Annotated in this window: 10 protein-coding genes; 8 read left to right on the forward strand and 2 right to left on the reverse strand. The window is 71.2% G+C overall.

Annotated elements, in window-relative coordinates; all coding sequences use genetic code 11:
• Positions 1 to 290: 290 nt before the first annotated feature.
• From AB0N27_RS22780 to AB0N27_RS22810, 7 genes are all read left to right on the forward strand, one after another.
• Positions 291 to 1,490: a fused response regulator/phosphatase gene (locus AB0N27_RS22780; RefSeq protein ID WP_364373186.1), complete on the forward strand. Its 1,200-nt coding sequence runs from the start codon at positions 291 to 293 to the stop codon at positions 1,488 to 1,490.
• Entirely contained in the window at positions 1,487 to 3,229 is a 1,743-nt protein-coding gene (locus AB0N27_RS22785; protein WP_364373189.1) for an ATP-binding protein, read from the forward strand. The genes AB0N27_RS22780 and AB0N27_RS22785 overlap by 4 nt, the downstream gene beginning before the upstream one ends.
• Positions 3,226 to 3,678 (forward strand): response regulator, encoded by a 453-nt coding sequence (locus tag AB0N27_RS22790; RefSeq protein WP_091569521.1) that lies wholly within the window; start codon positions 3,226 to 3,228, stop codon positions 3,676 to 3,678. The genes AB0N27_RS22785 and AB0N27_RS22790 overlap by 4 nt, the downstream gene beginning before the upstream one ends.
• On the forward strand, positions 3,671 to 4,480 hold the full coding sequence (locus tag AB0N27_RS22795) for an inositol monophosphatase family protein (protein WP_364373193.1): 810 nt from the start codon (positions 3,671 to 3,673) through the stop codon (positions 4,478 to 4,480). The genes AB0N27_RS22790 and AB0N27_RS22795 overlap by 8 nt, the downstream gene beginning before the upstream one ends.
• Positions 4,481 to 4,716: 236 nt before the next feature.
• The gene (locus tag AB0N27_RS22800) at positions 4,717 to 5,691 is read left to right on the forward strand and encodes a hypothetical protein (protein ID WP_364373403.1); all 975 of its coding nucleotides are present in this window, start codon (positions 4,717 to 4,719) and stop codon (positions 5,689 to 5,691) included.
• A gap of 36 nt (positions 5,692 to 5,727) precedes the next feature.
• A complete protein-coding gene (locus AB0N27_RS22805) occupies positions 5,728 to 7,287 on the forward strand; it encodes a fused MFS/spermidine synthase (RefSeq protein ID WP_364373196.1) in 1,560 nt (519 codons plus the stop codon).
• 70 nt (positions 7,288 to 7,357) lie between these two features.
• Positions 7,358 to 8,995, forward strand: coding sequence for a serine/threonine-protein kinase (locus tag AB0N27_RS22810; protein ID WP_364373199.1), 1,638 nt, complete (start codon positions 7,358 to 7,360; stop codon positions 8,993 to 8,995).
• Positions 8,996 to 9,036: 41 nt separating this feature from the next.
• Here the strand turns inward: AB0N27_RS22810 and AB0N27_RS22815 are convergent, their stop codons facing one another.
• On the reverse strand, positions 9,037 to 9,705 hold the full coding sequence (locus AB0N27_RS22815) for a TrkA family potassium uptake protein (protein WP_364373202.1): 669 nt from the start codon (positions 9,703 to 9,705) through the stop codon (positions 9,037 to 9,039).
• A gap of 16 nt (positions 9,706 to 9,721) precedes the next feature.
• Positions 9,722 to 11,056: a potassium transporter TrkG gene (locus AB0N27_RS22820; protein ID WP_364373205.1), complete on the reverse strand. Its 1,335-nt coding sequence runs from the start codon at positions 11,054 to 11,056 to the stop codon at positions 9,722 to 9,724.
• Between the two features lie 518 nt (positions 11,057 to 11,574).
• Between AB0N27_RS22820 and AB0N27_RS22825 the strand changes: the two genes are divergently transcribed.
• Positions 11,575 to 12,774 carry a substrate-binding domain-containing protein gene (locus tag AB0N27_RS22825; protein WP_364373208.1) on the forward strand — a complete coding sequence of 400 codons (1,200 nt, stop codon included), beginning with the start codon at positions 11,575 to 11,577 and terminating at the stop codon, positions 12,772 to 12,774.

Here is a 12,774-nt window from a genome sequence, read left to right on the forward strand (position 1 = left end):
GTGCGCCCACGGGAACTCCTCGAAGGTGGTGGGGGCCTGGGGTGGCACTATCCTGCCGTCCAGTGACTTCGGGCGGGATGGCCGGTCGGCCAGCGATCGGCCCGAACGGTCACGGGGGCAGTGACGCGGCCCATCCCCGCCCGCGCCGAGGCCGCCGTGTTGTGTGCGACCGTTGTCTAATACAGGATCAGCAGGGCACTCGGAAGGAGCCCGACATCACCAGCGAACTCCCGCGTCTCGCGGCGGTGACCCGGCCGCACCGGGGACCCGGCCTGGCCGGTTCCCCAGTCGTGCCGTACCCGCACGGCGGCCTGGCGCGGCACGCCAACCTGCCGCCGGGCGAGCGGCTGCGGGTGCTGCTGGTGGAGGACGACGAGGGTGACGCCTTCCTGGTCGGTGAACTGCTCGCCGAGACCAACTCGATGATCGAACTGCTGGTCGCCACCAGCCTCAGCGAGGCGCGGCAGCGGATCACCGGCGTCGACTGCGTCCTGCTCGACCTGGGCCTGCCCGACGCGCAGGGGCTGGACGGGCTGCGTCAGGTGCTGGAGATGTCCAGCGGCGCGGCGGTGTGCGTGCTGACCGGTCGCTCCGACGAGCACCTGGGCATCGTGGCGGTCGCCGAGGGCGCACAGGACTACCTGGTCAAGGGCCAGGTGGACGGGGTGCTGCTGACCCGGGCGCTGCGCTACGCCGTGGAGCGCAAGCGGGCCGACGAGAACGCCCGCCGGCTGCGTGAGGTCGAGCTGCGCCAGGCCGAGTCGGCCCGCCTCGAACGCGGCCTGCTGCCCCAGCCGCTGATGACCACCGACCAGGTGGCGGTGCACACCTTCTACCGGCCGGGCCGGCACGCGGCGCTCATCGGCGGGGACTTCTTCGACGTGGTCCAGACCCGTCCGGACCGTCTCTACCTGATCGTCGGGGACGTCTGCGGACACGGGGTGGACGAGGCGGCCCTCGGCGTCGAGCTGCGGGTGGCCTGGCGGGCGCTGGTGCTCGCCGGGGTGCCGGACGACGAGGTGCTGCCCGCGCTGGAGCAGGTGCTGATGAGCGAGCGCCGACTCCAGGAGATCTTCGCGACGGTGGCCACCACCCGACTGGACCTGGACGCCAACCGGGCCACCGTCCGACTCGCCGGGCACCCGCCGCCGCTGCTGCTCTCCGGCGGCCGGGTCGTCCCGGTGCCCGCGCCCGGCGGCCTGCTGCTGGGCGTACGACCCCGCCGGCCGATCGCCTACGACCTGGAGTTCGACACCGATGACTGGTCCCTGCTGATGTACACCGACGGCCTCATCGAGGGGCGTGTGGGCGACGGCAACGAACGCCTCGACGTGCCGGGTCTGAGCGGCCTGCTCGACGAACCGGCCAACCGCGAGGTGTCGCTGCCCGATCTGCCGGCGTGGTTGGTCGGTCGCGCGGAGCAGATCAACGGCGGCCCGCTCGCCGACGACGTGGCGATGCTGCTGGTCAGCCGGGGCGGTGGCCGGTGAGGCCGGTGAGCGGCGGCTGGAGTCTGCGCCGCCGGGTCATCACCCTGCTCACAGTCGTGGGTGTGCTGCTGATCGGTCTGGCCGCGGCTGAGGCGGCGGTGGCCGCCCGCAACCGCACACAGATCGACGCGGTCCTCAACCAGACAGGTCCGCTGCGGGTGCAGTCGCAGGAACTGCTCAACGCGCTGCTCGACCAGGAGACGGCGGTCCGCGGGTACGCGGTAAGCGGTAAGCCGGCCGACCTGGGTCCCTACCGGGAAGGGCTGGACCAGGAGAAGGCGGTCATCGCCTCGATGGGCGAGCTGATCGGGGACTACCCGCAGGTCGGCCGGGAGCTGCGGATAGTCCAGGAACGCGTCGGGCAGTGGCGGCAGACGGTGGCGGAGCCGGTGATCACCACGACCGAGCGCAGTGGCACCCAGGCCGGCCAGGCGTTGGTCACCGACCAGGCTCGGCAGCAGTTCGACGAGGTCCGCGCGGCGGTTTCCAGCCTCCAGGAGGAGATCCTGGCCGCCCGGGAGCAGTCCGCCGCCGACGTCCGTAGCAGCAGCAACGTGCTGGTCGTACTGTTGATCGTCGCCGCCCTGGTGGTGGTCGTGGCCGGCACGGTGCTGCTTATCTCGCTGGACCGGATGGTGGTCCGGCCGCTGACCGGCCTGGCCAGCCAGGTCCGCGAGGTCGCCGAGGGCGACTACCAGCACCGCATCGCCACCGACGGCCCACCGGAGTTCATCAGGCTCGGCGACGACGTCGACGCGATGCGCCAGAAGATCGCCTCCGACCTGGCCGAGGTGCGCCAGGCACGGGAACGCATCGAGTGGGTCAACAGCCAGCTCCAGAAGCAGGCCGAGGAGCTGACCCGGTCCAACCGTGACCTGGAACAGTTCGCGTACGTGGCCTCGCACGACCTCCAGGAACCGCTGCGCAAGGTGGCCAGCTTCTGCCAGCTGCTCCAGCGCCGCTACGCCGGGCAGCTCGACGAGCGGGCCGACCAGTACATCGCGTTCGCTGTCGACGGCGCGCAGCGGATGCAGCGCCTGATCAACGACCTGCTGGCGTTCTCCCGCATCGGCCGGCTCACCACCGGCTTCACCGAGGTCGACCTGAACAAGGTGCTCGGTGACGTGGCAGGTCAGACCGAGGCCGCCCGGCAGTACGCGGACGCCGAGCTGACCTGGACCGAGATGCCGGTGATCCGTGGCGAGGAGCCCCTGCTCACCAACCTGCTGGCAAACCTGGTGAGCAACTCGGTCAAGTTCCGCCGCCCGGACGTGCCGCCGAAGGTGCACGTGTCGGCCCGGCTGGTCGGCGCCGAGTGGGAGATCACCTGCCAGGACAACGGCATCGGGATCGAGCCGGAGTTCGCCGACAAGATCTTCGTGATCTTCCAGCGGCTGCACTCGAAGGACGCGTACCCGGGCACCGGCATCGGGTTGGCCATCGTCAAGAAGATCGTGGAATACCACGGTGGCCGGGTCTGGGTGGACACCGACGTTCCGGAGGGCACCGCGATCCGGTTCACCCTGCCGGCGCTCCCCGAGGACGTCGAGGCCGCTGCCGCCGCCGACGCGCCGGAGCAGTCGGAGCAGTCGGAGCCCTCCGCGCCGGACGACGCGGCGACCCCGGCCGAGGCGCCGGCCGGGCCGCCGGAGCAGTCCGCCGACCCGGACCGGCCGGACCGGGCCGACGGAGCACCGGAAAGCGGTAGAACGGGTGACATGAGGGAGACGGTGGGATGACCGCGCCAGCGGACGGCAAGAGCCCGATCGAGGTCCTGCTCGTCGAGGACGATCCGGGTGACGTGTTGATGACCCAGGAGGCGTTCGAGGAGCACAAGCTCCGCAACCGGCTGACCGTCGTCTCCGACGGCGCCGAGGCGCTCGCCTATCTGCGGCGGGAGGGCCAGTACGCCGACGCGGTGACCCCCGACCTGATCCTGCTCGACCTCAACCTGCCCCGCCGCGACGGCCGCGAGGTGCTCGAAGAGATCAAGAAGGACGAGGAGCTGCGCCGCATCCCCGTCGTGGTGCTCACCACCTCCCAGGCCGACGAGGACATCCTGCGCAGCTACCAGCTGCACGCCAACGCCTACGTGACCAAGCCGGTGGACTTCGAGCGCTTCATCTCGGTGGTCCGCCAGATCGACGAGTTCTTCGTCAGCGTGGTGAAGTTGCCGCCGCGTGGCTGACACCCTGCTCGACGACGTCGGTGACCTGCTCCGCGAGGCCGCCGACCAGGTCGTGCTGCCGCTGTTCCGCAAACTCGACGACGCCGACGTGTCGGAGAAGGCGCCGGGCGAGATCGTCACCGTCGCGGACCGCCGGGCCGAGGAGCTGATCTCGGCGCGGCTGCGGCACCTGCGCCCCGGCTCGATCGTGGTGGGCGAGGAGGGCGTCGCCGACGATCCGGAGCTGCTGCGACACCTGCGCGACGGCGGGGACGTGTGGCTCGTCGACCCGGTCGACGGCACCGCCAACTTCGCCGCCGGCCGTCGACCGTTCGCCCTGATGGTGGCGCTGTTGACCGACGGGCGGCCGACCGCCGGCTGGATCCTCGATCCGCTGGCCGAGACGCTGGCCTCGGGCTGGGTCGACGAGGGCGCCCTGCTCAACGGCGAGCCGGTGGACAACGCGGGCCAGGTGCCGTCGCTGGGTGAGCTGCGCGGTGCGGCCATGACCAAGTTCCTGCCCCCCGAGGCCCGGGACCGGGTCCGTGCCGGCGGCCGGCGACTCGGCGAGCTGCTGCCCGGCCAGCACTGCGCGGGCCGGGAGTACCTGGACATCCTCACCGGCGAACAGCAGTTCACCCTGTTCTGGCGCACCCTGCCCTGGGACCACGCCCCGGGGGTGCTGCTCGTGCGCGCCGCCGGTGGGGTGGCCCGCCGGTTCGACGGCGTCGACTACCACCCCGCCGACGAGGGGCGAGGTCTGCTCGTCGCGGCCAACGAGCAGGTCTGGGCCGAGGTGCACGAAGCCCTCCTCAGCTCCTGATCAGAGCGCTGCGCGACAGTGCCGGGACGCTGCGTCGACATCGAGCCCGTCGGAGGGTCAGGGGGCTGGTCACCGGCGGGCGTTCCGGTATCGTGACCGGCGGTCTCCGCCAGCAGGCCGCCGACCGGCGCCGGCGGGGACGCCGCCGCGTAGTGGGTTTCACCGGGGCCGGCGGTCGACGGAAGGACGCTTTCGTGCCCAGGACCAGGCTCACCCAGCGGCGCGGTCGCCGCGCTCTGCTCGCCGTGCTCGCCGCCGTCACGCTCGTGCTCGTCGGCGGCGCCGTCCCCGCGTACGCGGAGCCCGACGAGGGTGGCACCAAGAAGCTGCGGGACGCGTTGGAGCTGACCGCCAAGGGCCACATCGAGGCCAAGGCCAAACTGGACAACTCCAAGCGCCGGCAGACGGCGCTGACCGGCGAGTTGAAGTCCGTCGAAGGTCGGCTGGTGGGGCTCACCGCCCAGGTCGGCGAGGTGGCCGCGCAGTCGTACCGGGTCGGCCGGCTCACCCCGGCGACAATGCTGCTCAACACCAGCACCCCGCAGGCGTTCCTGGAACGCGTCAGCGACCTCGACATGATGGCCCAACGGGACAGCAAGCGGCTGCGCGATCTCGTCAACGCCCAGCAGGAGGCCCAGCAGGCCAAGATCGCCATCGACGCGGAGGTCCGCGAGCAGCAGAAGCAGTTTGCCGTGATGGCGAAGAAGAAGAAGGAGGCCGAGGCGGCTCTTGCCGAGGTCAGCTCGGGCGTCAGCGGCGGTTTCAGCGGCGGCAGCTCCGCCTCGGCGAAGCCGGCGCCGCGTAACCCCGACGGGTCGTGGCCGTCCGAGTCGTGCTCGGTGAAGGACCCGACCACCTCCGGCTGCATCACCCCGCGCACCCTCAACGCCCTCAAGCAGACCCAGGCGGCCGGTTACAAGCGGCACGTCTCCTGCAAGCGTGAAGGCGGCGGCGGCGAGCACCCGAAGGGCCGCGCCTGTGACTTCTCGGCAGCCACGAACGGCTTCGAGGACCGCAACGCGACGGGCGGCGACAAGGCGTACGGCGACAGCCTGGCCGCCTGGCACGTCCGAAACGCCGACCGGCTCGGTGTGCTCTACGTGATCTGGTACCGGCAGATCTGGCATCCCGGCACGGGTTGGCGCGCGTACAGCGGCAGCGGCAGTCCCGCCGCCAGCCACACGAACCATGTTCATCTCTCGATGTACTGACCCGGAGCGCCAGCTTCGCTGCGTACCATCGCGACGATGAGCTCCCCACCGTCCGACGTAGCGGCCCCGCAGGCCTCGGCCACGCCCGTACCTGCCACCGGCCGGGCGCTGCCCAACGGCCTGGCCGCGTTCCTGGTCTTCTTCTCCAGCGGCGCCGTGCTGGTGCTGGAGACCGTCGCGTTGCGCCTGGTCGGCCCGTACGTCGGGGTGACCCTCCAGGTCACCAGCTCGGTGATCGGCATCGCGCTCGCCGCCATCGCGTACGGCGCGTGGTCCGGCGGCTGGCTGGCCGACCGGCGCGACCCGCGCGGCCTGCTGGCGCCGGCGCTGGTGCTGGCCGGCATCGCCACCGCGATCACCCTGCCCGTCGTCAGGTACGCGGGTGAGGTGCTGCGCGGCGGCGCGGCCAGCGCCATCCTGCTGCTCGTCGCGTTGGCCGTGTTCGTGCCTGCCGCGCTGCTCGCCGCGGTCACCCCGCTTGTCGTGAAGCTCCAACTCGCCGACCTGCGCCGCACCGGTCAGGTCGTTGGGCGGCTGTCCGGCATCGGCACCCTCGGCGGCATCACCGCCACCCTGCTCACCGGGTTCGTACTGGTCGCCGCCCTGCCCACCACTGTGATCCTGGTGGCGCTGGCGGTGGCGCTCGGGCTGGCCGGCATCGCCCTGGGGTGGTATCTGCGCCGGCAGGCGCCCACCGACCTGCCCGGTCCGGCCCGCACCCGGGCCGCGCTTGCCGTGCTCGGCCTACTCGGCGCGGGGCTGAGCACCGTCGCCCCGAACCCGTGCGACATCGAGACGGCGTACCACTGTGCCCGCGTGACGACTGACCCCGCCCGGCCCGACGGCCGGACGTTGCTGCTCAACTCCGCCCAGCACTCGTACGTGGACCTGGCCGACCCGAAACACCTGGAGTACGCGTACACCAAGTGGATCGGCGCGGTCGCCGACGTGGCCGCGCCGGCCGGGCAGCGGCTGGACGCCCTGCACCTGGGCGGTGGCGGTTTCACGGTGCCGCGGTACCTGACCGCCACCCGACCGGGCACCGACAACGTCGTCTTCGAGATCGACGGCGGGCTGGTCGAGCTGGGCGAGCGCGAGTTGGGCGTACGCACAGGCCCGGACCTGCGGGCGGTGGTGGGCGACGCCCGGATGCTCGTCGCCGGGGAGCAGACGGACAGCCGTGACCTGGTGGTGGGTGACGCGTTCGGGCACCTGGTGGTGCCGTGGCACCTGGCCACCCGGGAGATGGCCGCCGAGATCCGCCGGGTGACCCGCCCGGGCGGGGTGTACGTGCAGAACGTCATCGACTACCCGCCACTGCGGTTCATCCGCGCCGAGCTGGCCACGGTGGCCGCCGAGTTCACGCACGTCGCGCTGATCGCCCCACCGGAGGCGCTCGCCGAGGAGCAGGGCTCCAACTTCCTGATCGTCGCGTCCGACGCTCCGCTGCCGCTGGACGCCGTCCGCGGCCGGCTGGGCGAGACCGACCCCAAGGTCAGTCTGCTCTCCGGCACCGACCTCACGGACTTCGTCGGTTCGGCGCTCGTGCTGACCGACGACTACGCCCCTGTGGACCAGCTGCTGGCGACCGCCTGATCGGGTGACATCCTGACCGATTCCGATCGTCCAGGTGTAGGTGTCCCCCGGACGGGCAACTACGGCCACCATGGGCGGTGGGGACCGGAACGGCGCGCAACTCCTCGATGAGCGGTACCGGCTCGTCGAGCAACTCGGCGCGGGCGGGATGTCGGTGGTCTGGCGCGGCTACGACGAGGTGCTCGGTCGCCAGGTCGCCGTGAAGGTCCTGGCGTCCCGGCTGGCCAGCGACCGCGCGTTCCGGCACCGGATCCGGGTGGAGGCGCAGGCCGCCGCGCGGCTCTGCCACCCCAACATCACGAACGTGTACGACTACGGCGAGTCCGAGCAGGTCGGCCTGACCGTGCCGTACGTCGTGATGGAGCTGGTCGACGGCATGTCACTCGCCAGCCGGCTGGGCCGCGAGGTGAAGCTGCCGTGGCGGGAGGCGGTGACGATCGGTGCCGAGGTCAGCTCCGCGCTGGCCACCGCGCACGCTCGCGGTGTGGTGCACCGCGACGTCACCCCGGGCAACGTCATGCTCACCTCGACCGGCGTCAAGGTCGTCGACTTCGGCATCTCCGCGCTTGTGGGGGAGAGCGAGAAGGGGCCGGACGGCGCGCTGCTCGGCACACCCGCGTACCTCGCACCGGAACGGCTGGACAACGGCCAGGTCTCCCCGGCCACCGACGTGTACGCCGTCGGACTGCTGCTCTACCGGATGCTCACCGGCCGGCTGCCGTGGCAGGCCAGCACGACCACGCAGATGCTGCGCGCGCACATGTACAACGACCCGGACCCGATGCCACAGGTACCCGGCCTGCCGGACGCGGTGAGCGATCTGGTGCGGCGCTGCCTGGCCAAGAAGCCCGCGGACCGTCCGGCCACCGCCGAGCTGGCCCGGACCCTCGCCGAGGCTGCCGGGATGCTGTCGGCCGTGCCTGTCTCGCCTGCCGCCGGGCATCTGGACCCGGCGGCGTTGGCAAGCGCGGGCACCACCATCCTGCCCTGGTCGGCGGCGACCGACGCGTTGCCGCTTTCCCGGACCCGTAACCGCACCCGGCGGGAGCACAGCCGTCGGCGGCGGGTGGAGGCGGGGGTGGCCGCCGTCGGCCTCATCGCGGTCACCGGCGCGATGTGGGGGTTCACCTCGCGCAGCCCGGCCAGCGGCGAGGACCGGCCCACCACCGAGGCCCGGATGGGCCTGCCGAAGGCGGCGCCCTGCGAGGTGGCGTACGCGCTGCGGACCGACTCGGGCAAGGACTTCGCCGCCGAGCTGACCCTGACCAACAAGGGTGAGCAGGAGCTGCGGGACTGGACGATGAGCTTCACCTTCCCCGGCCAGCAGGCGGTGACCAAGGCGGACCCGACGTCGGTGCGGCAGGAGGGGAACACGGTGCTGATCCGGCCGGCGGCCCAGCGCAGCACTCTCGCGCCAGGCGCGGCCGAGAAGGTCACCCTGACCGGGACGTACAGCGGTGCGAACCCGCTGCCTGTGGAGTTCCGGGTCGGCGACAGCACCTGCGGCGTACGCGTCTCCGGGGTGGCCGGCAGCGCGCCGTCCACCGCGCCGGCGACCAAGGCGGCCACCACGAAGGCCCCGCCGAAGAAGACGACGAAGACCACCACGAAGACGACCACGAAGGTCGCGCCGAAGGCCCCGGCGCCGCCGAACCCTCCGAAGAAGCCGGGCACGGGCAAGGGGCCGGGTGGTCCGGGAAAAGGGTGAAAGCCGCTGAGGGGCACGGTGGTGGCCACCGGAGGTGACGGTCAGCGTCGTCCCGCGAACCGCTGCACCTGGTCGATCCCACCCTCCACGACCAGCACCCCACCCGGGGCCAGCGCCGTGTCGTCGGAGGCGTACCGGAAGCGCTCACCCGGCGCCTTCGCGCCGATCACCCGGACCCCGTAACGCTCGTCCGGGCGCAGGTCGAGCAGGGTCCGACCGACGAGCGACTCCGGTACCCGGATGGTGGCGATGGCGAAGTCGTCGTCGAACTCGATGAAGTCGAGCAGCCGGCTGACGATCAGGTGTGCCACCCGGTCGCCCGTCTCCGCCTCCGGGAAGATCACGTGGTGGGCGCCCACCGACGACAGGATCTTGGCGTGCTTCTGCGACGTGGCGCGCGCCCAGATCTGCGGCAGGCCCAGCTCGGTCAACGCCAGTACGGTGAGCACGCTCGCCTCCACCGACGCCCCGATGGCCACCACCGCCCGTTCGAAGCTGGCCACGCCGAGTTGGCGCAGCACCCCGTCCTCCGTCGCGTCGGCCTGCACCACGCGGTCGAGCTGGGCCGAGAAGCGCTGCACCTGACTCGCGTTACGGTCGACGGCCAGGACCTCGCGGCCCATCCTGGTGAGTGACCCGGCGAGGTGGCAGCCGAACCGACCCAACCCGATCACCACGACACCACCGCCGTCCGATCGTCTCGCCGACATCCCGATCTCCTCGCGCCTAGCCGACAATTGGTTGTTCCTGCGGATAGCGGTAGAGCCGGCGCCTGGTGTTCAGTGCGATCGCCGACCCGAGGGTGAGCGGCCCGACCCGGCCGATGAACATCAGCACCGTCAGCACCAGTTGGCCGCTGGCCGGCAGCTCGCCGGCCAGACCGATGGTCAGGCCGGTGGTGCTGAACGCGGAGGTGACCTCGAACAGGGCCGCCACGAAGCGCACGCCCTCGGTGAGCAGCAGCAGGAGCATCGTCCCGGCCGTGACCAGCGCGACGCTGAGCAGGGCCACGGTGACTGCCTGCCGCTGACTGGCGGTGGCCACCCGGCGATGTCCGACAGTCACGTCGGGCTCGCCGCGCAGCTCCGCCCAGATGGTGAACGCCAACAGGAAGAACGTGGACACCTTGATGCCGCCGGCAGTGCTGGCGCTGCCGCCGCCGATGAACATCAGCACGATCAGCAGTGGGTAGCTCTCCTCCTGGAGGTCGGCGATGTTCAACACGCTGAAGCCGCCGGTGCGGCTCAACGCGATCTGGGTGAACGACGCGAGCGCCTTGCCCCCGACGTCGTACGAGCCGATGGTGCTGACGTTCGTCCACTCGGAGGCCAGCAGACCGAGGAAGCCGAGCAGCAGTAGGGCCGCGCTGCCCCAGATGGTCAGCTTGGTGGCCACCGCCCAGCCGGCCGGCCCGCGCCACTCGCGGAAGGCCTCGAACAGGGCGGGGAACCCGAGGCCGCCGACGATGGCGCCGAACGCCAACGGCAGCGACACCCACGGGTCGCGGTCGAAGGCCAGCAGACCGTCGCTGTAGAGCGCGAAGCCGCCGTTGTTGAACGCCTGGACAGCGTGGAACACGCCCGACCAGAGCGCCCGCCCCGGCGCGTAGTCGTACGCCCAGAAGAGCCGGCCGGCGACCAGCGCGGTTATCACCGCCTCGCAGGCGAAGACGGTCACCGCGATCCGGCGCAGCAGGCGCGCCACGTCACCGACACCGATTTCGGCCGTCTCGGCCTGCACCAGCAGCCGGTTGCGCAGACCGAGCTGACGCGAGACCACCAGGATCACCAGCGCCGCGGCGGTGAGGATGCCGAGACCACCGAGCTGGGTGAGCAGGGTGATCACCAGCAGGCCCCAGCCGGACCAGTAGTTGGGGGTGTCGGTGATCGCCATTCCGGTGACCGACACCGCCGAGGTCGCGGTGAACAGGGCGGTGACCAGGGGAGGTCGCTGGTGCTGGACGGTCGCCCAGCGCGCCATCAGCAACGCGGTGCCGAGCAGGATCGGCACCAGGAACCCCAGCGGCACCAGCCGCACAGGGTTGCGGAGAAGACGGCGCACCAGACAATCTTCCTTTTCCGTACGGGCGTCGGAGCGGGAACGCCCATTCCGGAGACTCACCTGCCGCTACGCGCCACAGCAGGACTGCGCCCGTTCAGCACGGGGACCACCCGCAAGATCGTGCTCGATCCAGGATGTGGTGGCATCGCTGCGCCCCCGAGGCCACTACATCCACGATCGAGCACGATCTTGACAGGGCGAACCGCGGCACGAGACAGCAACATCAGGGAAGTTGCGACGATCTTCGCCTGCTCGACCTCGGGCGGCGGGTCGGCGGAGGTGTCAGCGGCCGGAGTGCTCGGCCGAGCGGGGCGGATGGCGCGAGGCGACACACGCCTCGGGTGGGCCGTGGAGGTTGGGACCATCGGGAGACCGGGCCGCCACGTGGCAGTGCGGTCCGTTGTAACCTCCGGCCACCTCGTTCCTGTTACTTGTGTGTTTCTGCCACATAGCCCGTGGGTGACCTCACTTCTAGCGTGAGCCGACAACACAGCATCCTGTCCTCACCTGGAGTCGCGATGACGGTCCGGCACACGCGGCGGGCGTTCCTCTCCGCCGCCACGATGATGGCTGCGGCGCTCGCCGCCACCGCCTGTGGTAGCCCGCAGGACACCGCCACCGGCGGCGGCGACAGCGCCGCGCCGGTGAAGGTCGGCCTGGTGTACTCCCAGTCGGGAGCCCTGGCCAGTTATGGAAAGCAGTACATCGAGGGGTTCAAGGCGGGGTTGGACTTCGCCACCAAGGGCACCGGCAAGGTCGGCGACCGGAAGATCGAACTGACCGAGGTCGACGACGCGGGTGACCCGGCCAAGGCGGTGTCCGCGGCGAAGGACCTGATCGGCAAGGGCACGAAGATCATCGCTGGTTCCACCGCCTCCGGCGTGGCGCTCCAGGTCGCGCCGATCGCGGCGCAGAACAAGGTCCTGTTCATCTCCGGCCCGGCCGCCACGGACGCGGTGACCGGTGCGAACAAGTACACGTTCCGTTCCGGCAGGCAGTCGTACCAGGACGTGGTGACCGCCAAGTCGTTCATCGGCGACCCCACAGGCAAGAAGGTGGTGGTGTTCGCCCAGGACGGCGCGTTCGGCGACGCCAACGAGGCCGCCGTGAAGGCCGTCATCGGCAGCGCGGGCGCCACCGTGAGCAGCGTACGGGCGCCGGCCAGCGCCACCGAGTTCACGCCGTTCGCCAGCCAGATCAAGGCGGCCAAGCCGGACCTGCTCTTCGTGGCGTGGGCGGGTACGACCGCTCCGGCGATGTGGCAGACCCTCGACCAGCAGGGCGTGCTGTCGTCCACCACAGTCGTCACCGGCCTGGACATCCGGGCCTCCTGGCCTACCTTCGGCGCGGCCGGCGCGAAGATCTCGTTCCTGTCGCACTACTTCGACGGCGCCAGCGACACCGAGGCGAGCAAGGCGCTCAAGGCGAAGGTCAGCACCATCGACCTGTTCCACCCGGACGGCTTCGCCGCCGCCCAGATGGTGGTCCGCGCGGTGCAGGAGGGCGGCGACGACGTCGACAAGATGGTCACCGCACTGGAGGGCTGGAGCTTCGACGGCGTCAAGGGCAAGATGACCATCCGGGCCGCCGACCACGCGCTGCTCCAGCCGATGTTCCAGGCCAAGCTGACCGGCAGCGGCACCGCCTTCACGGCCACCGCGCAGAAGAGCCTCACCGGTGACGAGTCGGCGCCGCCGGCCGTGGCGATGAAGGGCTGA

The organism is Micromonospora sp. NPDC093244, from assembly GCF_040683695.1.
GTDB lineage: Bacteria > Actinomycetota > Actinomycetes > Mycobacteriales > Micromonosporaceae > Micromonospora.